The sequence below is a fragment of the Coraliomargarita sinensis genome, assembly GCF_003185655.1.
Lineage (GTDB): Bacteria > Verrucomicrobiota > Verrucomicrobiia > Opitutales > Coraliomargaritaceae > Coraliomargarita_B > Coraliomargarita_B sinensis.
Map to the genome: position 1 here is coordinate 310,965 of NZ_QHJQ01000004.1, position 25,867 is coordinate 336,831.

The following is a 25,867-nucleotide window of genomic DNA, read 5'->3' on the forward strand; positions in this document are numbered from 1 at the left end:
CTAGCGCGTATTTTGCTTGAAGCCCGAAAGCCAGGCGAGGTGACTTCTCATTGAAAAATACCATCTGTTCAATGCACTCACGCTTGATGGTTGATACGAGACTTTTCGCATAGCCGTTTTGCTGTGGGCACCCTACCCGAGTCTGGATATTTCGACACAGGAATCTGTGAGTATCTTGCGAGACTCCTTCGTATAAAGCGGATCATGGCCGCAGACGAAGAAACGCCTGCCTTTGAGAATGCCGTCGTAATTGTCTGTCATATTGCGGGCAACTTGTAACATCACCGCTCTATTCACCTGGCAGCCAATGTCGCTAGGAAAATCGTCGTTTGCGTCTTCAAAGCGCTTTTTTCTGATTTTCATAAGTCATTGGCAAGTAGAACAGTTCCTAAAGTTGAACCCCTCACGAACTCACCCAAAGCAAAAATGTCTTCGGCACTGTCAGCAGTACCATCACCGAAGGTCGGGCTGTCGGTACTCAAATCAGATGTGGTGGCGCTTCCATTCGCGACCACCCAAGACTCAATAGCAGTTGCGTTTACAGCTACTGCAGAGGCCGCGAGTGCCGCTAAAACAGTGGGGACGAAAGGTAGCGAGGCCATGACATTCAGATCGCCAGTTGCTTGAATGCATGGGAATTACTTAAGACAAACAGGTATCGTACCGGGATTCCCCCCGGATTCTCTTGGCCTGGTCGACTCGAACACAGCCAATCACCACAGGCTTGCACTTGGCAATGCCATGGAAGAGGTCGAAGGCTAGTTATGCGGTTGGGCAGTGCTCTTTGATTTCAAAATCAAAGTCGATGTTCCAGTCCATTGCCAGCGCTTCGATTGACTCGCAGTATTTGTCGAGGCGTTTGAAGACGGGGCGGATGGTTTCGCGGGTTCGGCCTTTGCCAAGCCAGAGCACCTCCTCTGGGCCTGCATCCGCAATAAGCGAAGCGTGATTCGATAGCCTTTGTCTGGCGGACTGGTCCATGGCCCGGCTTTTGAGCGAACCTGAAATTCACCTCCGGTAACTCGCGCTCCAATTTAAAACGATCGATGCGCCGGAAGGGGGGGGACGACCGGCCAAACCTCTCGATTGGTTGAGCTGCAGAAGATTGAACTGACTTTCAAGCAGCTTGCACGCAGAGGGCCAAAGGTAAAATGAGGCGCGATAATGGACTGTTTAGTTTTTGTCCCAGAATTTCTTTTTGTGGGCGTCTGCGATTGCCTGAAGCTTCGCCGCGACTGCGGGATGCTGTCCAATGACGTTCTTCGTCTCATAAGGATCGTTTTCGAGGTCGAAGAGTGAGCGTTTTATTTTCCTGCGTGCGGATCTGCCGGGCATACCGTCCTTTCCGGGCTTGACGACAACTCTATATCGATGAGGAAGGTGAAGCTTCCATTTCCCGTCTGCGCTGATAATTGCCTCGAAGCCACTTCCGGAGAAGGCGTAGTAGCTATGTGGGTTTTCGCTTCCACGCTTTCCGGTGATGATGGGCCAGACATCTTTTCCGTCGATTTCGTTTTCCGGCAGTTGTGTACCCGTCAGGCGACAGAGGGTCGGCAATAGATCGATGGTGCTGAGGGGTAGATCGCAGCTGGCTCCGGCTTTGACCTTGCCCGGGTATTTAATGATGGTGGCCGAGCGGGTCCCCCCTTCGAAACTGGTGCGTTTATTACCCCGGAAGGGCGTGGTTCCCGCGTGATTCCCGTAGACGGACCAAGGGCCGTTGTCGGAGCTAAAAATGACGATGGTGTTCTCTTCGAGCCCCGCCTCACGGAGCGCCTCATTTACTTGGCCGACCGACCAGTCAATCTCCATAATGACGTCCCCGTAGAGCCCGGCTCCGGATTTACCCAAGAATTTATCGCTGCAGAAAAGCGGCACATGGGGCATGGAATGGGCGAGATAGAGGAAGAAGGGCTCGTCTTTCTTGCGCTCGATAAAATCGACTGACTTCTCAGTCGCCCAGGTTGTCAGCATCGCCTGATCTTCCTTGTCGATATCATCGATGGTGACCTCGCGATTCTCCCAGAACTGAAGCGGTTTCCTGCCCCATTTTTTTGGTTGTGTGGGATGGAAGCGCCACATGTCATTGGAATACATTAGCCCGGCGTGTTCATCGAATCCCCTGGCGAGGGGACGAGTGCCTTCCTGGTCACCGATGTGCCATTTGCCGAAATGTGCGGTCGCGTAGCCGTTTTTCTTGAGCACCTCGGCCATGGTGGCAAATTTCCGGGGAAGGCCCCGACCTCCGGGGCCATGGGCGCCGTTGACTCCGGTCCTTCCGGGATAAGCGCCGCTCAGCAATGCCGCGCGAGAGGCCGAACAGACCGCCTGCGGCACGTAAAACTGGTTGAAGCGGGTGCCCTCTTCGGAAAGCTTTTGGACGTTCGGCGTCGGATAGGCGGGGGCACCAAAGGGGTGGAAATCACCCCAGCCGGAGTCATCCAGAAAAATGATTACGATATTGGGCCTCTCCTCCGCGTTCAAAGTTCCGGCGGACGACAAAGCCGCGAAAACCAGGGAGGTCGTTAGTAATCTGAATAGAGCAACCATACATGTAAAAGGAAAGACAGTTGAAAAAAACATAATAAAAAATCTTTATTCTCAGCGGGTAGGTCCGGTGCCCATTGGGCCCGGTCTTGTCGGCGCTTCACGCCTCGGAAGACGCACAGAAGTGGCCGCATTCTGGTCTTCTAATCCAGTCCGGAATACTTGCCAAATGCTGCGGACGTATGAGGGCATGACGCCCCTACCTTTTGACCGAGCATTTAGTAGGACCCTATTGAGTCGGGGATTGGTATAAAAGCTGTTTAGCGCCGGGAAACTTCAATAGGGAAATTCTGGAAACTTGATTGCAAGCTGACATCAGCAGGTAGGCACCTTCGACATGCCCACGACAGGCTGGAGGCACTGTCACTACGTAGCACAGGCTTCCAGCCTGTTTTCAGTAGTCCCTGATATTCGGATTTGTTTTGCTTGGCAATGGATTCGGAAAGCAAAATATCCGCCAGGGTGGGCTAAATGTCGTCAGGCCATCGTCTGATGGGTGTAATTTCAATGAGTAGTAGAGACGATCTTATCGTAGGGGCTTTCCTATGGGAAGCCAGCGATGACACAGGAGGGCTAGGCAAACTCAGAAAAACCTCACTAGTGTCCTGTTACAGGACACTAGTGGCCACCAAAAACCCGGCCCAGAATGTCCGGTCGAAACGGCCGAAATCAATCGGACTAAGCTGATCTACGGCGGCGGGATCCGAGGACCATCGCTAGAGTCAGGGCAAGAAGACCTACACTCGAAGGTTCGGGAACAACAGAACCGGGGTTTGTATAAAGATCATTAATTTGCGCTAAGCTCAGCATTTCATCGTAAAGTTGGAAATCGTCGAGGTAGCCGTTTGGCACATATCCCGACTTTGTAGCTTCTTGGAGAATACTGTCTCCGAAAACGAGCGGTCCCGGGGCGGTAGCGATGGCCTGGGAGTTGGAGCTGGCATTGAGGTCTGCACCCAGGGTTCCGCCCCGCACACCCGTATACCATGCGATGTCTTGGAACGTAGCGTTGTCGGGCACGGTGACAGCCACAAAATGCCAGTTCGCATCATCGAAATTAGCCGGGTCGGTCGTGAAACCCGCGCCCTCCACTTCAACGCGAAGGTTTGCGCCGCTGTCGCCATCCTCTCTTATGTCGAATCGGGTGCCGGAGCCCGATAAATCGCCATTAGAAAAGTAGGTCCCCCAGTTAGATTGTACGTTAGGGTTCTCGGCACGCCACCAGAAGGTAATTGTCCGCGCGTCGTTACTCCAAGTAAAATCGTTATCGGTCACCGCTCCGTCACCGGGACCGTTAATCGAATCCGAACCATTCATCCTGAGGGCTCCGGACCCGATCCGGTCTGCTACCGTGGTGTCGATTTCAACCCCGCCGCCAAGCGTGGCGAAGCTGGAACCAATCGAGTCTGATGTTTGGCCTCCGCTCTCCGAATCAAAGGTGTAATGCGAGATCAAAGCACCATGAATGGAACCGGTGAGGAGTAGGAAGCTGAAAATTAAGGTAACAGATCTCATCCTATTTTCTTTCATAACTTTATTTTTCATATCTTTTACAGGGTATGGATTATGGGGTTTGGATGTCGTTATTTGGAAATCCGCGAAATTAGATTAAATTAGATACTTCTTATACCACACTTCCTGCCCTCTTGTCATTGAACTTTTGCGGATTTATCTTGAACTTTTGCGTCAATGGTTCCGATGAGGCCCTGACGGCATTTAGCTCACCCTGACGCGTATTTTGCTTGAAGCCCGAAAGCCAGGCGAGGTGACTTCTCACTGAAAATACCCTCTGTTCGGCGCACTCACGCTGGATGGCTGTCCACGAAGTGCCACCGCAGGTGACCTACGAAACTTTCCATATGGTCATGTTGCTGCGAACACCCCACTCTCGTCTAACGCAGCGAAGCGAAGCGGGGCAAACACCAAGTGCTTGGGGCGAAGCCCTGAACACAGTGAATCAATGACTTCAACTTCGGAATCCGTAAGAATCTGGCGAAACCCTTTTAGGAGTGGACAACATACCCCGCACTTTTAATTGCACCCTTTCGGTTCTCCTCCAGAAGATACTCGACCACCTACTACTGCTTGCGGTTCACTTGTCACAGCGTAAGGCACTGAATACGGACCTGCCATCTTCTGCGGCCAGTACCGGGGCGAAGCCGACACCCGAAGGCAATATGGTCAATTGCGTCTTCAAGGCGCTTTTTTCGTATTTTCATAAGTCGTTGGAAAGTCATATAGATGCTAAATTTGAACCTCTCAGGATCCGCGCTTCAGCAAACGCTTCCTAAGGTCAACACCAAGCCATAACTTTTAGCAGATGGTATTACATATGTGGTCAAGGGGTGTACAGGGATGGGAAGCCTGAGCTGCAAGGCGCGATTGCGCCTGAAAATAAAAGGCCGTCTCCAAATCGGAGACGGCCCGTTTTAAAACGCCTTTCTGGATGGATCCGCTTACTTTACTTCGATGCCGGAGATCTTGGCATTGTCGACCTTGGTCTGAGCGGAGAGCAGAATCTCGCCGGAGGAGTCCGAAAGGGCTGAAAATTCTTCGACGATGGCGATGTTTTTACCACCCGCTTCGGCGAAGACGTCGTAATTTTCGAGCACGGTTGTTCCATGAATAACGATATCGAAGATGCGGGCGCCGACACTATCCCAGTAGGTCTCAGCAAAGTGCAGACGCACCGTGTAGAGCGTGTCCGGTTCTAGTCCTCGGATTGTGTAGTCGAAATTACCGTAGCGCTCACTTTGGTAAACGGCCTCCGGGGCCGGATTTGAGACGCCGGAAGTATCGATCGTTTCATAAAATCGGGCCGTAAGTCCTCCGGAGAATCCGTAGTCAGCGTCGAATGAATCGGCTGTTTCACCGCCCACATTGATTGAGGCGATCGGTTCTTTGGGTTCCTCATCCGGGGCCTCGGTTACGCCATGCACCTCGACTTCGTGGAGACTGAGCCATTCGCTTCCAAAGCTATTTTTACCCGTCATTTCGATGGTCACGTAGCGTCCCTCTTTTGGTGGAATGGGTATATCCAAGTAGCCTTTTCCTTTTTCGGTGTTTCCGTTAAATACCTCCAGTGTTCCCACTGAGATTTTGAGGGGGTAGGAACGATTCTTCCCCAGATAGGGCAACAAGCTTAATTTTTGGACTTTTTGGCTTTCCCCCAGATCATACCGGATCCAGGCAGATTCGAGCGTACCCAGGTTGGCCCAACGAGTTGAATCCTCATCATCGTATGAATCTTCGCTTGGTTTGTGGGATTGCTGTCCACCGACCAAGTCGGAAGCAATCGTCAGCTCGCCCAGGGTCGCTTCTGCAGTCACCGCGAATGCGGGACTCATTGGAGATTCATTCCCGTAAAGATCGATCGCGCTTACCCTGTAATAGAACGGGGTTCCGGTATTGGCAGTTTCATCGGTGTAGAAGTTCGGGCTGCTTCCCATATAAAAGGAAGGCTGGGTTTGGCCGATCAACTCATAGCCGCTGTCTTCGAATTCCGAACGGTAAATTCGATAATAGTCCAAATCGGATTCGCTGTTCTCTGCCCAATCCAGATGCACTAGGCCATCGGCGGTTCCTGCGTTTAAGTTGGAGGGCGCTTCCGGGGAAGTGACATCGCTGTCAGGGACGATGTGCAAATTGAATTCTTTGCAATAAAACCAACTTCCTGTATAGGAATTACCGCGCATGATCGTTATTTTTACGAATCGGCCCGAAACCGGGCTGAAGGTGTCCGTTATAACCTCGGCACTATCATAATTATAACGGCGGTCGACCACCATCTGATAGCCGGAATCCGGGCTGTCCGAGACCTCGACCGTATACGTGTAGTCACGATTCGATGCGAAGTAGAAGTCGGTGCCTTCGATTTGTTCAGTTTTTGTTAAGTCAAGAATGGCATGCTGAGGGTACCCATTGGAAAATGACCAAGAGGTGGACAAGTCTCCATCCAACATGTTAAGCGCTTCATGGCCCCCTCTCTCGGAGGTGACTTCGTAGAAATAGGGCTCGACCGATCCGATGTGGGAGATTTGGTTTTCACTGATTTCGGTGGATGTGGTATGCTCCGCCAAAATTGCGGGACCTTGTCGGATCGGATCCAGCATTTTGATGACATTGCCCGTAACCAGACCGTTGCTAATCGAGTCTAGAATGAGTGCATATCGATTCTTTGTTTGTCTTGATCCTCCATTGAAGTATATTTCTGACAACTCGATATAATTGTTTCGAATGACCACATTATCCACGTGGGATGCCTGGACCGCGGGCGCATTAATCCCATAAAAGGAGTTGTTTTCCACGGTTATATTTTCCATAGCAGTCGCCCCATCCTGTAAACCACCCCATCCAGGAAGGCTGAACCTGAGGACGCCTACATCCTGCAATTTCATCGGTGTTGCGATAAAAACGGAGTTTCGGACCGTGACGTTATTTGCCGGGGGGCCCTCCCACCAATAAAAATGGGCCCCCGCATGAAATTCATCCCTGTTTCGAATAAACACGCAGTTTTCGATCAGGGTTTGTTTGGCCGCTTTCATCGTAATCGGCTCGGCGGAAGCATCATGGAAATAGCAGTTACGCACGGTAAAGCTGTCCGGTCCGCTGCCCGGCCCCCCAACCGTGAATGCCCAGGCCCATGGGTTTACCTGAACGGGGCTTTCGAGTTGAACATGGTAGGATTGTTGGATCGCTCCGGATCGGCTATTCCCCACTTCATCCCAAAAATCCGATTTAATCTGGTCCGTAATTTCGCTCGATGCCTTTTCAACCTTCGAAATGACAGCAGTTTGTTCTTCGCCCGTGAAATAGTCGCGAAATGACAGAGTATTGCCCACCTTGAGGTCGGATCTGCCAGCGATAAGGACTTCCTGGGGGGCGGTCTGCTTGTAGGTGATGTGGAACGGTAGATATAAATTTATGCCATCATCGGTGTGGGCGCCGAACTCACACCCGTCGAAAAGGACATCGCCGTCGGGAACAAGAAATTGCCCGGCACTCCCACCAAAAATCCGATTGGTTCCGGGTGCGGGGCGCAGGCGGATATTTTTGAATGTCAGGTTTTTGGACCCGCTTTTGGCATCCCAACCACCTCCCACATAGGAGTCAATTCCATCGATGTAGACCCCATCGGAGTCTCGGATCGATAATGTCGAGGCGGCCCCGCCACTTTTCTTCATCACCACAATATTTCCGACCTGGACTGCTTTGCCTGAGCCAAGGCGAACTTCAACACGCCGGTCACCAATTGATTTGGGGTCGCTGTATGTGGCCTGGTGTTGTTCCAAGCCATAGCCCTGACTGTCAAAAATCAGGCGATGGTTATTTTGTGAAAGACCGTCGATGTCGTAGCCCTCCGGCACATAAACGATGGCAAGGCCGTCTTCCACCGATTCAATCCGCCCGTGTATATACTTCAAATCTGCTGAATCCACCGTGCAGGGCCCCTTTACGGTGATATTTCTGGAGCTGTAGATGCCCAAAAACTTGCCGGTTTCGATCACGAAATCGCAATACGCGATGTTCAGCGTGAAGTTCTCGGCGTTTCTGAATCCTATGCCTCCATCGGCAAAACGATAAAAGCCAGGTGTCGCGGTATAGCTCGTTTCACCGCTGTCAATGGCGGCCTGGATTTCTTCTTTCAAGGCGGCACCTGCTTTACGCTGCGCCTCCTTTTCTTCCTCTGTATAGGAAACGCTGTGGGTGGGATTATCGAAGTCGTAGGTCAGGTGGAATTCTTCGATCCCAAAGCGGGATTCCATCTCTTCCATAACTCCTTTAGCCCCGACGCCAAAAGTAAATGAGGAGAAAAAAAGGAAAAAGATGACGTGAATCGTATATCGAAGTGATAGGTGCTTTTTGAGCTCCGACTGGGTTTTAGTGTTTTTAGGGTTTCGGGTAGCACGGGGTTGGGGGAGTATAGACAACATAGTTCTGATTTATGGGATTTGGGGTTTCGATTATGGGTTTTGGATGTCGTTATTTGGAAATCCACGAAATTAGGTTAATTTGATTCACGTTATACCACACTTTCTGCTCTCTCGTCATTGAACTTTTGCGGATTTATCTTGAACTTTTGCGTCACTGGTTCCGATGAGGCCCTGACGGCATTTGACTCACCCTCGCGCATATGTTGCTTTCCTAATCCATTGCCAAGCAAAACAAATTACGAATATCAGGGACTTCTGAAAACAGCCTGGAAGCCTGTTCCACGTAAGACAGTGCCTCCGGCCTGTCCTGACCTGTGCTGAGCCTGCCGAAGTAGCATGTCGAAGGTGCCTGTGTCCTGATGCAAGGTCGCAATCAGGTTTCCAGAATTTCCCTATTGAACTTTCCCGGCGCGCAACACTTCCTAGATAAACTTGACCAGTCATTTACATCGATGTAACCCCATCTATCATCCTATTGGCGTCAGGTTCGGCTGCTCTTGTTCGCGTCCAGAGGCAGCCTGTTTGGTAGAATCAACACGGGGCGCGCGATTCCCAGCCTATCGCATCGAAAACGGAGCGAGCCCCTCCCCCAGTGCAGATTACGTAAAGAATTAAGGACATGGCGACAAGACTGACACAGACGAAACACTACAAGGCATCGCAGCGCATCGGGGAACGAATACAGCTCATGCTTACCGGGGAACACCCTCGGGCGCGAATTCCACCTCTAACTTTGCCAGTGAATACACATGGAAAAAGTATCCCATAAGACAAAGGCTTCGGATCGCGTCCCCTTTCCACGACTGGTCGGATACGGCACGGGCATGATGGGTTACGCCATCATGATCCAGACCTACATGCAGCTCTACAACCCGATCTTCAATGATACGCTGGGGGTGGATCCGGTATTGATCGGGTGGATTATCGCTCTTTCCAGAGTCTGGGATGCGGTGACCGATCCTTTTATGGGCAGTGTCAGTGACAATACACGCTCCAATTGGGGCCGGCGGCGACCATGGATCGCACTCAGCGCCCTGCTCTGTTCCGTAAGCTTTATCGCACTCTGGTGGTTTCCTTCCGGGATGAGTCAAAATTTCTACCTCGGGTGGCTGCTGGTGGGTTCTTTGATCTTCTATCTGGCTTTTACGGTTTATTCGGTTCCCTACATCGCATTGGGCATGGAACTATCTCCCGACTACCATGAACGCAGCCGGGTGATGTCGATTCGAACCGTGTTACAACAGGGCGGCTTCTTTATCGTCTCCAGCTTGTGGTGGCTCACCAGTTTGGACTGCTTCGAGGACCGGGCGGAAGGGATGCGCTGGAACAGTCTATGGATGGGGGCCGTGTTATTCGCGGCCATCATGATACCGGCCGTTGTCTCGCGCGAGCATCCGTGCATGTTCGTCGACAAAGATAGTCCGGGCCGCAAGCGCGTTCCTTTCCTGAAAAGCATAAAGGAGACCCTCTCCTGCTGGCCCTTCCTCAACCTGTCGCTGATAACCATCGTCAGCCTGTTGGGGCTCATGATGGTGGGCTCGCTGGGTTACTACGTGACGATTTACCACATGTATGACGGCGATAAGGGCGAAGCTTCCGGCAGGTTGTTGTCGATCGTCAATTACACGATCCCCATTTCCACGGTCATCGCGGTGCCCCTGCTCCAGAAAGTCTCCACCTCGCTCGGTAAACGCACGACGATGATTTTCGCCTTTGCCGTTGCCCTGGTCGGCACCTTACTGAAGTGGCCCTGCTACTCGATCATCTACCCTTATCTGGCGATCATACCCTCGATTCTCATCGGTGTCGGCAGCGCCGCGGCCTATGTTTTCGTCAATGCCATGATTCCGGAAGCCGTCGATGCCGACGAACTGAAAACCGGCGAGCGGCGCGAGGGCATGTTCAGCGCGGCCTACAGTTTGATGTTTAAAATCGGCGCCGCCGTCGCCCTCTTGTTTTCCGGCTACATCCTTTCCTGGTCCGGCTTCGACGCCGCACTGACGACGCCACAAAGCGAATCCACCATCTTCTGGATGCGGATCTATTTCACACTTATTCCGGCAGTAGCTTTGGCCGCATCCATTGCACTGGCCGCCTATTATCCAATCACCGAAACCCGCGCCTACGAAATTCGAAGCGAACTGGAAGCGCGCAGAGAAAAGGCCGCACCGGCATGAAAACAAAACAAAATATTACAATCGCTCCGACCGAGGGCGACATGACCCGCATCGTTTACGATGCGATCTCGAATTGCGGGACGGATGCCACGATTTCCCTGGCTCCGGGCGAGTATCATTTTTACCCGGATCTGGCCTGCGAACATTACTGCTTCGTCTCCAACAATCGCCACGGCTTGAAGCGAATTGCTTTTCCGATCATCCAGAAAAAGGGCCTGACGGTCAAGGGGAGCGGCGCCCGACTGATTTTCCACGGCGAGATCGTGCCCTTTTTGATCGAAGCTTCCGAACGCATCGCCCTGGAACATTTTTCCATCGACTGGGAACGACCGTTTTACTCCCAGGCAACGGTGATCGGCTCGGACGCCAAGGGGGTGGATCTGGAATTTGACCGAATGGCCTATCCCTACCGGATTGAGGGCGATACGATTATCTTTGAAGGCGAGGGCTGGGAAAACACCCCGGTCGATGGCGTCTTCGCTTTTGATCCACAAACACGCGCGCCCGTCCATAAGAGCGGCGACTCGCTCGGGACCGGTTTTCCGGATCATATTTCGGTCAAGGATCTTGGCTCGGATCGCGTGCGCTTGAATGGGACTTTTCCACAGTTGCCGAAGAATGGCGATATCCTGGTCATGCGGCACTACGCGAGAGATAGCCCCGGCATCTATTTGCATCGAAGTAACGATACGACACTCGATCAGGTCGATATCCATCATGCCGGAGGCATGGGACTGATCGCGCAATTTTGCGAAAATGTAGCCATGACACGTTCACGGGTTACCCCTTCAGGCAAGCGTCTGTTCTCCACGACCGTCGATGCGACCCACTTCGTCAATTGCCGCGGCATTATCACCCTCGAAAACTGTCTGTTCGAAAACCAACTCGACGACCCTTCCAATATCCACGGCATCTACACCCGAATCCGCAGCATCGAGGACGCGCACTCAGTCGTCACCGAATCGGTGCATCCCGAGCAATACGGCGTGGAGATTGGCTTCCCCGGAGACCGAATGGCTATTGTCGACGAGACAACCCTCTTGGGCTATGCCGAGTTGGAAATACTCGAAGTGGAGCGAATCAACGGCAGCTTTTCGAAACTAAGCTTCAAACAAGCCCTGCCGAAAGGAATCAAAAACGGAAATGTGATGGAAAACCTTTCCTGGACACCCGACCTGAAGATCACGGGATGTATCGCACGCAACAACCGCGCACGCGGATTCCTTATCACGACACCCGGTAAAGTCGTGGTCACCGGCAATGAGATATCTTCGTCCGGGGCCGCGATCAAAATCAGCGGCGATGCCAAAAGCTGGTTCGAGTCGGGGGCGGTCAACGATGTTTTCATCTCCCGCAACCGTTTTGGCGACTGTTGCTACGGAGCGCCGGAATGGGGCCGGGCTTGCATCGACATCGACCCCGAAATCAAAAATTCGAAAACGAATCTTGCCTGCTACCACCGGAATATCCGCATCGAAGACAATGAGTTCGCCACCTCCGAATCATCTCTCCTGTTCGCCCGGTCCGTGCAGAACCTTAAATTTTTGCGCAATATGGTAGGGCCGTCCGGCAACGACCCGGCGGATTCCAATAAAACCCAAGCCGTCGTCACAGAAGGCTGTCTCGATACGGAAATAGATTCAACCCTTCGCATCGCCCGTAAGACGGATGATGCCCGGCGTGTCGAACCTTGCGACAATTAATGAACTTGAGGATCGCTCTACTGTGCTTGTCGGTCAAAGTCGCGTAAGCTAACGTTTCCACTTCGCCCAATGAAAAAAATTCCCCGTAAAAAACCCAGTCCGCGGGTCGCCTTGCTCATCGAATCCTCCCGCAGCTATGGGCGGGAACTGCTCATGGGAATTGCCGAGTATGTGAGAATTCACGGGCCGTGGTCGATCGAATTCGAGGAGGGTAATCCCCTGGATCAACTCCCGGAATGGTTCGGTCGCGAAAAATGGGATGGCATCCTTGCACGGGTGAACACCCCGGACATGGCCAAAGCGCTCCGCCGGAAGGGGGTGCCGGTGATCGACTTGAGCGCGAGCCTGCCCGAGTCCGCTTTTCCGCAGATACGCTCCGACGAAGACGCTGTGGGCCGCTTGGCGGCGGAACATTTGATGGAGCGCGGATTTAAGCAGTTCGCGTTCTGCGGGTACAACGGCACGGATTGGTCGGATGCGCGGCGGGACAGCTTCGAGCGGCGGGTGGCGGGTGCCGGTCTCGCCTGCCAGGGATTCGAAAATCCCAGGGCGATGCCCCCGCCCTCTGCTACGGACTACGAAGAACACGGCGAGCGGCACGAGCGGGATCTGATATGCTGGCTGAAAACCCTGCCGAAACCATGCGGTCTCATGGCCTGCAATGACGCCCGCGCACGGCAGGTCCTCAACTGTTGCCGTGAGGCGGGAGTGAGCGTGCCGGATGAGGTGGCCATCATCGGCGTGGACAAAGACGAAATCTTCTGCGAGCTCTGCGACATGCCGCTGTCGAGCGTGATACTCAACACGCAGCAGATCGGCTTCAAAGCCGCCGAACTGTTGTCCTCCATGATGACGGGTGAGTGCACCGAACCCGGCCCCATCGCGGTCCAACCTTTGGGGGTGATGGCGCGGCAATCCACTGATGTCCTTGCGATCGACGACCGGCACATCGCCGCCGCGCTCAGGCAAATCCGCGAACACGCCTGCGACGGCCTGGACGTGGAGACTCTGCTCAAAACCACCCCGCTCTCAAGGAGCGTGCTTGAACGTCGCTTTTCGCAATTCATCGGAAGCTCGCCCAAGGCGGAGATCCTCCGCGTGCGCCTGGACCGGGTGTGCCAACTGCTGGCGGGGTCCAGCCTGCCTCTCGCCGAAGTTGCCGGAAAAACCGGATTCGAACACCCGGAATACATGAGCCGTCTGTTCAAGAAAAAGATGGGGATGACGCCGGGCGAGTTCCGAAAATCTACGAGGGCGAAAGAGAGAAAAGCCCTCGGCTACACGACTGAGTAAAATAACGGTTTTCAATTGAACTAATCTCGCGTCACCTCAGTGACGCAAAAGTTCAAAAGATTTATGCAAAAGTTCAATGATATTTGTTCAAGCAGTGTGGTATAGTTCGGTTTGAATCGAACTACTTACCCCACCCCAGCCTGGCCGCTAGGGCAGCGATACTCCTCCTTGGAGTAACAACTGGGGGCACGAAAAACACTATGGACACTATCATGAAGCAAATCCGAATCTCCTTCGTCGTCGGTATCGGTCTGGCATCGTTCCTTATCTCCGGCGCTCTCAGTGCGCGTGACGCGGGAGTGATCAACATGGCGGCTCTCGGCGCGAAAACCGACGGGAGCGACACGACACCCATCGTCAGGGCGGCACTGGCCGAGGTACGCAGGGGCGAAGCAACCAAACTGGTCTTTCCTCCGGGGCGCTATGATTTTTACTCCGTGCGCGCGAACGAAGAGTATCTTTTTGTCAGCAATAACGACGCGGGACTGAAGCGCATCGCGTTTCCCCTGCAGGGAATGGAAGATGTCACGATTGACGGTGGCGGAGCGACCTTCGTTTTCCACGGAGAGATCGTGCCCTTTCTGATCGGCGATTCCAATGACGTGTCGCTCAAAAACTTTTCGGTGGATTTCATCCGCCCGTTCCACTCCGAAGGAAGGGTGCTGGCGGTAACGGAGGACTATGTGGATTTGGCCTTCACCGAGGAGTTTCCCTACGAAATCCGCAACGGGGTGCTCGTCTTCACCAGCCATCAGCGTTATTCCGGCCCGGCAACAACGGTGTCGAGCGGCGAGGTGCTCTACCCTTACAGCAGTCTGCTCGCCTTCGACCCGGAAAAACAGGAAACCGCGTACATGGCGAAGGACCGCTACGGCCTCGGAGAAGGAGCGGCCGCGGAGGAGATCTCGGACGGCCGTGTGCGGCTCAAACTCCCGAACCTTTCCGCCGACCCCGGAAACATTCTCGTCTTCGGACCTGCAAAACGGAATTACCCGGGCTTTATCATTACCGACTCTTCCGGAGTCCATCTCTCGGGTATCAACCTCCATCATTGCGGCGGCATGGGTGTGATCGCCCAGCGCAGCGCGGATCTGTTTCTCAAGAATATCCGGGTGACTCCGCCGGCGGGAGGCAAAAGGATTCTGAGCATCACGGCGGACGCGACCCACTTCGTCAACTGCACGGGCAGGATCGAGATGGTGGATTGCCTGTTCGAGCAACAGAAGGACGACGCCACCAATATCCACGGCCTCTACGCGAAAATCACCCGGATCCTGGCGCCCAACCGCTTCGAAGTCAGATTGGTCCACCCGCAGCAGGCCGGAGTCGATTTCATCAAGTCCGGCACCCGCTTGGAACTGAACGACGGCCCGAGCTTGCAGAGACACGGATTTGCGCGCGTCAAATCCGTGGAGCGTATCAACAAGGAAATGACGCTCGTCGAAACGGAAGCGCCGCTGCCGGAGGACATCGTCGTCGGTGACTCGATCGCCGACGCAGATGCCAACACGGCCGACGTCCTGATTCGCAACTGCGTGATCCGCGGAAACCGCGCGCGCGGGATCCTGTTGGGCTCCCGTGGCAAGATGGTCATCGAGGGCAACACCTTTCACACGCCCGGCGCCGCAATTCTGTTCGAGGGCGATTCCCGATACTGGTTCGAGCAGGCGGGCGTGCGGGATGTGGTGATCCGCGATAACACCTTCGACAACTGCAACTACGGCGTCTGGGGCAACGCTTGCATCCAGGTCGGCTCCGGCATCGAGAAGGAGTTCAGGAGCACTTCCCGCTACAACCGGAACATCCGGATCGAAAACAATCTCTTCCGCGTCTTCAGTCCCCTGCCCCTGCTGAGCATGTATTCGGTGGATGGTTTGACCTTCGTCGATAACCAACTGGAGAGGACCGAGGCTTATCCGGTTCCTGAAGAAAAAGAGGAGAAACTGTTCGTGATTACCAATTCCGAAAACGTGAAGGTGGAGGATCCACGTATGGTCTCCAAACGACAGCGAAAAGAAATGACCGCGAATCGGGGGAACACGGTAATTCACCCCAAAGCCGTAAACTTAAAGGATAACAGGCTCCGGCACGCGTTCCACTAGGGTTTCCAAGCCAGTCAACCGTCGAAGTGGCTCAAATGGAACCCTCTCAATCAGCCGTTTGCGCATCATTCAACTCGAGATGAAAGTCCGTAGATTTTTTAGCCGCTGACTTCCCACAAATCATAACTGAACGCTCGTATCTTGAATTAGATAAAAAATGTAATGTCTGAAAAATCGCCTAGCACTCCGAAGAATCGAGCAATTTCGCTCCTTTCACTTCTCTTTATTTTGATGATTGCTCTTGGCGCTTATCTGTATTCCTCGACTGGACCGATCGATTCGGCCACGGAGGCGAAAAGCATCTCAAGCGGGGAGGCCCCAGTTGAGGAAGTTCGAGCGGGTGCACCTAAAAGCATCAAGCAAGCTTTGGAGGCGCGTTTCGGCATTAAGGCCTTTCACCGTAACTACAGCTTTGACGACCCGACTTATGCGGTGACTTATACTCCGGAAGAAAAGGAGGCGCAGCGTAAAGCAGGTGCCGCCTTGAAAGAAGAAATCCAGGCCGCCATTGACAGCGGTGAAACGAGCTATACCGCGACACCTGGCTTTTATCGCTTTGCCGATGGAGGCATAGGATTCAGAAACGCCGAGAACTTCACGCTGAACATCGCGGATTGCGATTTCATGATCGAAGCAGGCGGTTTTATATCCATCAAAGATTCAAACGACATTATGGTAAAAGGCCCCTGCACGGTGGATTCAGCGGATTATAAGTATGTACACGGCCGGATTGAATCGCTGGATGACGGCATCGCCACCGTTTACGTGCCCGAGGGTTATGACATCGACGGCCTTTCACAAAAGAACCATCGCCTGATTTTTGACAGTCAGGGCTATGGCTTGGAACAACACCAGGCCAAATACAGCGACCCAAAATCAATTGGTAATCGGCGTGTTGAGGTTCGCCTTGGCTCAGGCAAAGCAGTCCAGGTCGGAAATATTGTGGTGATGAAGAAAAGTGGCGGGGCCGCCTCGACATTATCGATCCGAGGCTCCGATGGGGTCTACATCGATGGAATTGACTCCTATGTGGGAGGTGGTTGGGATGCCAAAAGCGGGTCCAAAAACCTGACATTCAAAAATATCCGCCTGCGCCCCGCACCCGGAACCAATCGGATTTTCGGTGGGAGTGCCGGGCAATTTCTTGTTCCCGACGGCGATGTCCTTTTCGACGGGTGTGAGTTCGGCGCCCACACCGATGATGGCATCAATTTATATCTACCGTTCCACATCACCTACAAGCAGACCGCCCCCGATCTGGTCCTCGTCGCTGGCAGAAGCGACCTCAATGTGGGCGATACTTTGGAATTTCGCGACTATCGAACCGGCAAAAAACAAACCGCTGTCATTTCGAAAATCAAAAGTGCATCGAGCGAAACCACGGACCAGATTAAATCGGATTGGGATGATTTTGAAGATGAGGTAGGCAGCAGATCCCAAAACGGAGCGATCCGACGATCCTATCATGTTCATCTGGAAAGGCCCGTTCAGGTAACCCCTTGGTCCTGGGTATTCAAGGTGGGGGGGCCGGGCAGCGGACCGGACAGCGTTACCGTGCGTAACTCTTATTTCCACGATGCTTCCGCCGAGCCGATTACGATGAAAGCGGCCAAACAAACCCTGATCGAAAACTGCGTGTTTATTCGAAACAGGGATGAATTTCATGCGGGGGCCCATTTTTATTGGTGGGAGGGCCCCCCGGCAAATAACGTCACGGTCCGAAACTCCGTTTTTGTCGCAACACCGATGAAATTGCAAGATGTAGGCGTCCTCAGGTTTAGTCTTCCTGGATGGAATTTACAACCCGGGGCGACTGCTTTGGAAAATATAACCGTGGAAAACAACTCCTTTTATGGGATTAATGCGCCCGCGGTCCAGGCGGCCAATGTGGACAATCTGGTCGTTCGAAACAATTATATCGAGTTGTCAGAAATATACTTCAATGGAGGAGGTAGATCGCAAGTGGGCAAATGTGCAATCCACCTGGACTCCGTCAGCAATGGTCTGGTTACGGGCAATGTCATCAAAATGCTGGACCCGAAACGTCAAGGCACGGCTATCCTGACAAAACACCTGAGCTCCACGCAGATCCGGGATAATCAGATCATCCATTTGGGCCCGGTAGCGCCGCATGTCGTGACATTCCGAAGGGAATTTCAAGGACCCGCCCGCATTTTTACTGGACGGGGATCGCTCGACCTCCTGGACCTCCGCCAGCGGTTATCCGGCCTGGATCATCGTCGATTTGAATAAGCCCAAGCCGATCCGTGAGATCAAAGTCGCACTTGGGGCGAGTCGGCCTTACCAATACAAGGTCGAGGGATCCAATTCTCTGGACGGGCCATACACGATAATCGTGGACCAGACACGCGCCCTGCCAGAATGTGACAGGGCGCGAAGCGGTAAATGGCTGCTCAGGCTGGGATCGAACCAGCGACCAAGTGATTAACAGTCACCTGCTCTACCGCTGAGCTACTGAGCAGTATGAAAGTCGGGTATGAAGGTAATTTTGGGGGGTGCTGTCAACATCTAGTCTGGAAAATTTTCAGGGTTTTGCGCGACGCTACTTTTTCGGAGTTAACGGGCGCTTGAGAGACTGTGATTCAAGGCTCCAGCGGGAGGACAGTGCGGCCTTACCCACGGCAGCAGCTATGGGTGCACCACCATCAAGCAGCGCGATGCGCAGGCCTTTGGGCTGGTTCGGCTCAGAGAGAAGCTTGTCGTAGATATCGAAGGCCATTTCGGAGGCGCCGAGTTCGTGCAGTAGATTGGCGATGCGCTGGACCAGTGCAGCCTCGTCTCGACTGAAGCTGGTGATGTAGCGAATTACTTTGAGGACTTCCAGCGCTTCTTTTTCCTGACCACGCTCCTTGTAAATCCGGCCCAAGCGGTAAGCCACAGCCAGTGAAGGATGTTTGAGAAAGAGTGTTCGCCCGTAAGCGAGGGCTTCATCTACTGAGGTCTCCGCTTCGAGTCGGTTCAACTGCCGAAGTCCCATATAGGCCGCAAAGGGTGCCTCGGTTGAACTCTCCAACTGGGCATCCAGATCTTTTTGGAAGGGCCGGTAGAGGGGATCGCCAACAGCTACCGTCTGCCAACTGAGAACAGGGTTACTGTACATAATAGCGTCGCCAAAATTATTCCCTCTGAGCAAGTGCTGTAAAAATAAGTGCGGCCGGACCGTAAACTCAAGGTAAGGCTCGTAGACGTAGCCGAAGGTGGCGCAGTACCCTTGAGAGATGAGTGGCCCGATCCACGACTTGGTGGCGGAACGAACGGTCGTCGCGGAAAAGCTGTGCAGATGGTAGGCAATCGCACCGGGCGGCACCGACCAACGGGCCTCACGCCAGGGGCCGTAGGCATTGGAACGATACCAGCCAAAATAGAGTGCGGGCGCATCGAGGCGGTCCTGATAGCCGCGCGGGCGTTTGCTGGTCTCGAACTCGGTATCAAAATAAGCGCCTTCCGCGAGATCACCGGCCTGATTGATCCATTCGTCGCCCTTGGCGTGGGGACCACCGGCATCGATGTAGGCACGACCCATTAAACCGTATTTCTCGGCCTGAATCGTTCGATCGATCAGCCGGATGACATCCGCTTTTGTCGGCCCGTCCAGACGGGCGACTTTAAGAATACGATTCGCATCGGAATCAGAAACCGGCTTACCCTCGAAATAAGGGTTCGCCTGGAAGGCGGTCATTGAAAGATTGGGTGGCGCAGGAAGCAGGGCCAGCTCGGAGTCCACCGAGGCACGATTCACCTTGAACTGCTTCGGAATCTTCTCCTGCCCGGGCTCGATCAGGTCGCCCGTATTGGCAATGCGCAGGGGGACTCCCCGGACAGTGACTAAAAAACGGATGCGATGCACCGAAACGGAAAGGCGTTCGCGTCCGTAGCGATCCTTTTCCGCGCTTTTCACTCCGTTGATCCACTCCCGTTCCAGCAACTCATCCAGCAGAGGATTACTGATGGTGGTCACATAATCACTCAGGCTAATAGTTTCGTCGCTGCTGGTTTTGAGCCGGACGATATTTTCAACCGGAATGCCACGCTGCTCGGCATAATACTCACCGATGGCGACTGAATCCGGATCGTTTTCGTTCACGACCACAACGACCGAATCCGCTTCGGCGGCGAAGCCCCCAACGCTCAGAGCCAGCGAGAGCCAAGCGAGAAGAAAACAGAAATTGTTCATTGTCTTCTTCACAGAATTAAAATGCCTCAATCCACTCAAAGTGCGCATGCGGCGTGCGCCATGAGCGAATTAGCTCTCGTCCTCTTCCTCTTCGTGATCGTCGCTTTCGTCAGGCGCATGATCGGGAGCATTGAACTTCAGCTTGCGCCGGCTCTCCGGTAAGGGTGAAAGAATTTGCGTGACCTGACGGCCGACCAGCTTGGGGTCGGAATCCGGCGTGGAAACACCGGTTAATTCGTCCGCCGCCATTTTCACGCGTTCGACACCGAGTTCCTTATGCTCGTTCTCACGGCCGCGGAACTGAAGGGTAAGCTTCACCTTGTTCCCATGGTCGAGAAAGCTTTCTGCCCGGCGCAGCTTGGTGACAAAGTCGTGCTGGTCGATCTTAACGCGAAACTTCACTTCTTTGAGCTTCGTCGTATGGCTCTTACTGTCCTTCTGCTTCTTACTTTCCTCGTATTTAAATTTTCCATAATCGAGGATCCGGCAAACTGGAGGCTTTGCCGTGGGCGAAACCTCGATCAATTCGAGCCCGACTTTCTTGGCCAACTCAAGCGCTTTGGCCGGGGGCATAACTCCAAGGTTGCCTCCTTCAGGACCGATGACACGCACTTCAGGTGCGCGAATGCGTTCATTACGTCTTGGACCGCGTGGCTTACGATTGCGGTTATATTTACCGCGTGAGTTCGGATATTTAGGCATTAATTAATTAGGCTTACGTATCACCCGCATACGGATGTGTGAATGGAAGAACCAACCGTTACAAAAGCCCGGGCAGCGAAGCGCCGCCCTTCTGAAAAGGCTTCTATCGTCATAGTGTGGGTTGAATGACCATGCGGGAAAAAAGAAATATGTAAGTATCCGATCCGAGCTTTCAACCCTAAATACTAAAGCTCTCGCCACAGCTACAACTGGACTTGGCATTCGGGTTACTGAATTTAAAACCTCCACCGACCATTTTGTCGGAGTAATCGAGCTCGGTGCCTTTGAGATAGAGCGCACTCTTGGTGTCGACCAGAATCAAGGCGCCTGAGGAACGAACGAGAATGTCACCCCGTTTGGGGGCTGCGACAAATTTCATTTTATAGCTTAAGCCGTTGCAACCACCGCCCGTGATCTTGACGCGTAGATAGTCCCCCTTCTGTTCGCGTTCCGTCAGGGCACTCAATTTGGCACCGGCAGCTGGTGTCACGAGGACGAGTTTCTCGTTTCCTTCGCGTACGCCTTCCGGTATTTCTAAAGCTTCAACCATAAATATAGCACTAGTCAAAATGGATACCGCCGCAACCATCAAGCGGTTAATTCCCGAAGCACTCGAACGGCCGCCGCAAAACTGCCGACATCCGCTCTCCCCTGGCCCGCCAATTCAAATGCGGTACCGTGGTCCGGACTGGTGCGAACGAAGGGCAGGCCCAGCGTCACATTGACCGCACGGTCAAACTCCAGTGTTTTCAAAGCGGCCAGGCCCTGATCGTGGTAAGCCGCCACCACGACATCGAAATCCCCCCTGAGCTGGCGATAAAAGACCGTGTCACCGGGCAAGCAGGAGGACAGGCCTGGCATATTCTCGCGCAGTCGATCCAAGGCCGGGTTCATCACCTCAATTTCCTCATTCCCGAGCAGCCCCTGCTCTCCGGCATGTGGATTCAATCCGCAGACGCCGATCCGGGGCTCAGCCACACCGTAAAGCTTAGCCAGGTCGTAGGCACGCGCCACGGCCTTTTCCAAACATGCCGCATCCAGCGCATCCGGCACTTCCCGCAAGGACATATGCCAGGTCGCCAAGACGACCTTCAACTTCTCTCCGACAAAAGCCATGGTCGGCTCCCCACCCCAGGCCTCGGCAAAAAATTCCGTCTGCCCGAGAAAAGAAAAGCCGGTCTGGTTGAGCCAGTGCTTGTTGACCGGTCCGGTCACCACTCCGCGGTAGCGACCTGCCTGGCAACCCTGGGCGGCAGCACCCATTGCTTCCAGGGCCAGCGCCGCACCCTCGACACTGGGTAAGCCCGGTTTCATATCGAAGGACGCCTCACCCACCGGCAGCGTCCGCACTCCGGTTCGGGCATGAAGGTCCTCCAACCAATGCGCGGGACCAATAACGACCGCCTCAGTCGCGAGTGACGCATCCTTGTTCAGGGCGGACTCAATTACATCGGGACCGACGCCTGCCGGATCGCCACAGGTAATGGCAATGGGGAGTTTATCCAGCGGTGCACTCATCAACCGAAAAGATTCATCTGCGGTTCCTTGACCATATCGTAAAGTTTGAGCACACGCATGAGCTGGAGCAGCTCCGATTTCTGGTAGCTGTGGTTCACTTCGACATGCCGGAGGAGATTCTCCAGAATCGTGCTGAAAGTAATGATCCCATCGATCCCGCTTTCTTGAAATAAGCTGATCGCTTCGCTGCGCTGCGGGTCGCTGGTCGGTATTCCCGGCAAGACCAGAATCTTCTTACAGGACACTTGCTCCGTCGAAGTCTCTTCATCGAAAAGAGCTTCCTCAAAATCAAAATATTGGTCCGCTCTATTGAGAACATTCTTCTTCAGGTAATCAAAAATCCGCGAGCTGCTTTTTAAGATGGACGGTGTAAAACGTGAGCTGTGCCAGGCCTGCACCACCACGACCGCACGTTGGATCTTCAGCATATCCGCGGAAAAGAGCTGATAGCCAGTTTCCGCATCATCGGCCGGTGCACCGGGATTATACACCACCAGTGCAATGGCTTCATCCGCTTGTTTCTTACGGGTCTGCACCTGATACTTCTTCAGCTGACGCACAAAGAACTTATTCAGTTCGAAGTACTCGCGCACGATATTTTCATCAAAGCCAGCCATGATGGTTTAAGAATTGCCTCTAAATACTAAAGGTCAATGCCATCGCGCCGATCAGACATTTCTCATTCATACTTCTAAAACATATTAGGAAAGACACTTATTCCATGTCATTCTACCCTCTGACATGCTGGCATGCGCAAGCGCAGCCTCTACTGATCGACACAACGACAAATTCAAACCGTGTAGGGCTTCTTGAAAATCGCCCCACTCCGGCGCCGCTCGGCAATCCGGTCCTTTTCCTCCTCATTCATCGGGGCCGGGTCGCCGGTCGCCGGGTCGATCTTCCACATAGCCGGCTTCAGATCGTGATCCACCGCAACCCGGTAATCGAAGACAAAACAATCGCCTTCCCAGAGGCTCTTGTCCTTCGGCATCATTTCGAGATAGCGCAAAATGCCGCCCTTGAGGTGGTAGACGTTTTTAAAACCCTTCTTCTTCAGGTAGGCCGTCGAACGCTCACAGCGAATCCCGCCGGTGCAATACATGGCAATCTTCTGGTCCTCTTTACCCTTGAGCTGCTCGTCGACAAACTTGGCGAAAGACACAAAATCCTCGGTGTCCGGATTGGTCGCCCCTTTAAATCGACCGACCTCCACTTCGTAGTCGTTGCGGGTATCGATGGTGATGACATCCGGATCCTGGATCAGATCATTCCACTCATCAGGCTCAAGATAGGTGCCCACCACATCGCGGGGATCGGCATTCTCCTGCCGGAAGGTGACAATTTCAGGCTTCTTTTTCACCTTGAACTTCGGGAACGGGCAGAAATCCGCGTAGGAATATTTGACATCCATGCCCTCAAAGCGCGGATCGGACTTCAGCAAGGCAATCGTACTGTCGATGGCCTCGTGTGAACCGGCACAGGTCGAGTTGACGCCCTCGGGCGCGACGATCAAAGTCCCGCGCAGGCCGACTTCCAAACCATGGTCCACCAATCGCTCGGCCCACTCATCGCGGTCCGGCAGTTCGGTAAAATGATAAAAAGCGGCTATTTTCCAACTGTCTGACATGCGGCACATATGTGCCGAGTAAAAGTGAAAGTGAAGGTGAAAGTGAAAGTGAGCATTTGATCCAAAACACGAATGGCCGCTTCTGTTTTCTTTCTTGTGCATGGCAAGCAGACCTGTCACTCCCCTACGACTTCACTGCGAACAGTAGCCACCGGATTCTCACTGATCGTTTTTTTAACCGTTCATTAACGTGAATCGACGTTAATTTTTTATGAGCATTTTCGGCACATTGATTCGTCCTGCCGGCAAGACGATATCCGCAGGCACACGGAATGAACCCAGAGTGCCCGAATATTTTGCTGACTCACTCAATTGCTCACGCTGAATCCTCCCTATCATTTATCAACAACATCGAAACCATTCACGTTAATGAACGGTTTCAAAACAACTTCCATGGACACGACTTTTACAGACCTCGGGCTGAGCCCGCAACTACTCGACGGCATACACAAACTCGGGTTTGAATCCCCCTCGCCGATTCAGGCACAAACGATTCCGGCCATCCTTTCCGGCAAAGACATCGTCGGCCTTTCCCAAACCGGCTCGGGCAAGACGGCCGCCTTCGGCCTACCCGCACTGCAAGCGGTGGATATCAATCAAAAGGAAGCACAGGTCTTGGTGCTCTGCCCCACGCGAGAGCTCGCCGTCCAAGTTTGCGCCGAGATTCACCGGCTTGGTTCGGCATTAAAGGGCCTCTCAGCCGTCCCGGTTTACGGCGGCGCTCCGATTGACCGGCAAATGCGTGCCATGCGAAAAGGCGCTCACGTGATCGTCGGCACGCCCGGCCGGGTAATGGACCACCTGCGCCGACGCTCACTCAAGACCGACGGCATTAAGATGTGCATCCTCGACGAAGCCGACCGCATGCTCGACATGGGCTTCCGCGAGGACATGGAAGTCATCCTCGACCAACTGCCGGCCGACCGGCAGACACTCTTCTTCTCCGCCACCATGAACAAAAGCGTTCAGGGGCTGATCCGGGCCTTCAGCCATGAAGCGGTGGAAATCAGCATCGAGCGTAAAGCGCTGACCGTCGACACCATCGCGCAGGAATACTACGAGGTCCGCAACCGGTCGAAGATCGAAGTCATGTGCCGGCTGCTTGATCTGGAAACCAAGCCACGCGGCATCGTTTTTTGTAACACCAAACAAATGGTGGAAGATGCCACCGAAGCCCTCGCCGCACGCGGCTATCTCGCCGACCGGATCCACGGCGACATTGCCCAGAATAACCGGGAGCGGGTGATCAAAAAATTCCGCGATGGCAGCGTAGAGCTACTCGTCGCCACCGACGTGGCCGCGCGCGGCCTCGATATCGACGATGTGGACGTGGTTTTCAACTACGACCTGCCCTACGACCCCGAGGATTATGTCCACCGCATCGGCCGCACCGGGCGGGCCGGACGCAGCGGCAAATCGATCACCTTTGTTTACGGCCGGGACATTTACCGCCTCGAAGCGATCGAGCGCTACACCCGCCAGACGATTCGCCGCATGCGCATTCCTTCCCTCGAAGAAGTGGAGGGCCGCAAAACCGACAATGTGTTCAATGCGGTCCGCGAGCGTCTGGAATCCGGCGACTACAAGCGGCACGATGACTGGATCGAGCGCCTGCTCGACGCCGGCCACACGCCGACCGATATCGCCAGCGCCCTATTCGATTCCTTCAGCAAAGCGGACAACAGCGGCGGCGAGGAAATCGCCGAAGACCGCGAGCCCTTCGAAGCCAATCCGAAAAAGGGAGGCAAGCCCGGCAAGGGTAAAAAAGGGAAACGTGGCAAGTTCTCCGGCAAAGGACCGTATAAAGGCAATTCAGGAAAATTCGAAAAGAAGCCTTTCAAGCCTAAAAGCAACCTGGCCGGCGCCAAGCCCAAGAAGAAATTCTCGGATAAAAAAGCGAAAAAGAACCCCGAACCGAAACGACGCTTCAAGGTACCGAAGTGATCGGGACACAGGCGGGACGCCTGTGCTACGTATAACAGGCGTCCCGCCTGTTTCCTTTCAGTTTTGTCCCGACCATATAAGCCAACGCTTTCCAGTTGATTTCTGGGCATTCCCGCAGCTTCATAT

At 53.7% G+C, this 25,867-nt stretch carries 18 protein-coding genes and 1 tRNA gene; 7 read left to right on the forward strand and 12 right to left on the reverse strand.

Going from position 1 to position 25,867, the window contains the following annotated elements:
- Nucleotides 1–132 precede the first annotated feature (132 nt).
- The 5 genes from DDZ13_RS07805 to DDZ13_RS07830 all read right to left on the reverse strand — a co-directional run bounded on the left by DDZ13_RS07805 (nucleotide 133) and on the right by DDZ13_RS07830 (nucleotide 8,312).
- A complete protein-coding gene (locus tag DDZ13_RS07805) occupies nucleotides 133–363 on the reverse strand; it encodes a hypothetical protein (protein WP_110130878.1) in 231 nt (76 codons plus the stop codon).
- Between the two features lie 399 nt (nucleotides 364–762).
- A complete protein-coding gene (locus DDZ13_RS07815) occupies nucleotides 763–981 on the reverse strand; it encodes a transposase (protein WP_110130880.1) in 219 nt (72 codons plus the stop codon).
- A gap of 192 nt (nucleotides 982–1,173) precedes the next feature.
- Nucleotides 1,174–2,484 carry a sulfatase family protein gene (locus DDZ13_RS07820; protein WP_158279836.1) on the reverse strand — a complete coding sequence of 437 codons (1,311 nt, stop codon included), beginning with the start codon at nucleotides 2,482–2,484 and terminating at the stop codon, nucleotides 1,174–1,176.
- A gap of 741 nt (nucleotides 2,485–3,225) precedes the next feature.
- Complete coding sequence (locus DDZ13_RS07825) at nucleotides 3,226–4,062, reverse strand: LamG-like jellyroll fold domain-containing protein (RefSeq protein WP_158279837.1); 837 nt, start codon at nucleotides 4,060–4,062, stop codon at nucleotides 3,226–3,228.
- Nucleotides 4,063–5,003: 941 nt separating this feature from the next.
- Nucleotides 5,004–8,312, reverse strand: coding sequence for a discoidin domain-containing protein (locus DDZ13_RS07830; RefSeq protein WP_158279838.1), 3,309 nt, complete (start codon nucleotides 8,310–8,312; stop codon nucleotides 5,004–5,006).
- A gap of 917 nt (nucleotides 8,313–9,229) precedes the next feature.
- Here DDZ13_RS07830 and DDZ13_RS07835 point away from each other — a divergent pair.
- The 6 genes from DDZ13_RS07835 (at nucleotide 9,230) to DDZ13_RS16000 (ending at nucleotide 18,204) form a co-directional block, all read left to right on the forward strand.
- A complete protein-coding gene (locus DDZ13_RS07835; protein WP_110130883.1) occupies nucleotides 9,230–10,657 on the forward strand; it encodes an MFS transporter in 1,428 nt (475 codons plus the stop codon).
- Entirely contained in the window at nucleotides 10,654–12,360 is a 1,707-nt protein-coding gene (locus tag DDZ13_RS07840) for an alpha-1,3-galactosidase-related protein (RefSeq protein ID WP_110130884.1), read from the forward strand. The genes DDZ13_RS07835 and DDZ13_RS07840 overlap by 4 nt, the downstream gene beginning before the upstream one ends.
- Before the next feature lie 69 nt (nucleotides 12,361–12,429).
- Complete coding sequence (locus tag DDZ13_RS07845; protein WP_110130885.1) at nucleotides 12,430–13,653, forward strand: DNA-binding transcriptional regulator; 1,224 nt, start codon at nucleotides 12,430–12,432, stop codon at nucleotides 13,651–13,653.
- Between the two features lie 212 nt (nucleotides 13,654–13,865).
- On the forward strand, nucleotides 13,866–15,755 hold the full coding sequence (locus DDZ13_RS07850) for a right-handed parallel beta-helix repeat-containing protein (protein WP_158279839.1): 1,890 nt from the start codon (nucleotides 13,866–13,868) through the stop codon (nucleotides 15,753–15,755).
- A 162-nt stretch (nucleotides 15,756–15,917) separates the two neighbouring features.
- Complete coding sequence (locus tag DDZ13_RS07855) at nucleotides 15,918–18,008, forward strand: right-handed parallel beta-helix repeat-containing protein (RefSeq protein ID WP_110130887.1); 2,091 nt, start codon at nucleotides 15,918–15,920, stop codon at nucleotides 18,006–18,008.
- Nucleotides 17,935–18,204: a discoidin domain-containing protein gene (locus DDZ13_RS16000; RefSeq protein ID WP_110130929.1), complete on the forward strand. Its 270-nt coding sequence runs from the start codon at nucleotides 17,935–17,937 to the stop codon at nucleotides 18,202–18,204. The genes DDZ13_RS07855 and DDZ13_RS16000 overlap by 74 nt, the downstream gene beginning before the upstream one ends.
- Here DDZ13_RS16000 and DDZ13_RS07865 read toward each other — a convergent pair.
- The 7 genes from DDZ13_RS07865 to trhO form a co-directional block, all read right to left on the reverse strand.
- Nucleotides 18,163–18,237: transfer RNA gene (locus DDZ13_RS07865), tRNA-Asn, on the reverse strand. The genes DDZ13_RS16000 and DDZ13_RS07865 overlap by 42 nt on opposite strands.
- Nucleotides 18,238–18,318: 81 nt before the next feature.
- Nucleotides 18,319–19,950, reverse strand: coding sequence for a TIGR03790 family protein (locus DDZ13_RS07870; protein ID WP_110130888.1), 1,632 nt, complete (start codon nucleotides 19,948–19,950; stop codon nucleotides 18,319–18,321).
- Between the two features lie 69 nt (nucleotides 19,951–20,019).
- On the reverse strand, nucleotides 20,020–20,652 hold the full coding sequence (infC, locus tag DDZ13_RS07875) for a translation initiation factor IF-3 (protein WP_110130889.1): 633 nt from the start codon (nucleotides 20,650–20,652) through the stop codon (nucleotides 20,020–20,022).
- Between the two features lie 178 nt (nucleotides 20,653–20,830).
- On the reverse strand, nucleotides 20,831–21,202 hold the full coding sequence (locus tag DDZ13_RS07880) for a HesB/IscA family protein (protein WP_199221080.1): 372 nt from the start codon (nucleotides 21,200–21,202) through the stop codon (nucleotides 20,831–20,833).
- A gap of 38 nt (nucleotides 21,203–21,240) precedes the next feature.
- On the reverse strand, nucleotides 21,241–22,170 hold the full coding sequence (gene pdxA / locus DDZ13_RS07885) for a 4-hydroxythreonine-4-phosphate dehydrogenase PdxA (RefSeq protein ID WP_110130891.1): 930 nt from the start codon (nucleotides 22,168–22,170) through the stop codon (nucleotides 21,241–21,243).
- Entirely contained in the window at nucleotides 22,170–22,787 is a 618-nt protein-coding gene (locus DDZ13_RS07890; RefSeq protein WP_110130892.1) for a hypothetical protein, read from the reverse strand. The genes pdxA and DDZ13_RS07890 overlap by 1 nt, the downstream gene beginning before the upstream one ends.
- 173 nt (nucleotides 22,788–22,960) lie before the next feature.
- Nucleotides 22,961–23,797, reverse strand: a complete 837-nt coding sequence (gene trhO / locus DDZ13_RS07895; protein ID WP_199221081.1) for an oxygen-dependent tRNA uridine(34) hydroxylase TrhO — start codon at nucleotides 23,795–23,797, stop codon at nucleotides 22,961–22,963.
- A gap of 393 nt (nucleotides 23,798–24,190) precedes the next feature.
- Between trhO and DDZ13_RS07900 the strand changes: the two genes are divergently transcribed.
- On the forward strand, nucleotides 24,191–25,741 hold the full coding sequence (locus DDZ13_RS07900) for a DEAD/DEAH box helicase (RefSeq protein WP_110130930.1): 1,551 nt from the start codon (nucleotides 24,191–24,193) through the stop codon (nucleotides 25,739–25,741).
- The last annotated feature ends 126 nt before the right edge of the window (nucleotides 25,742–25,867 follow it).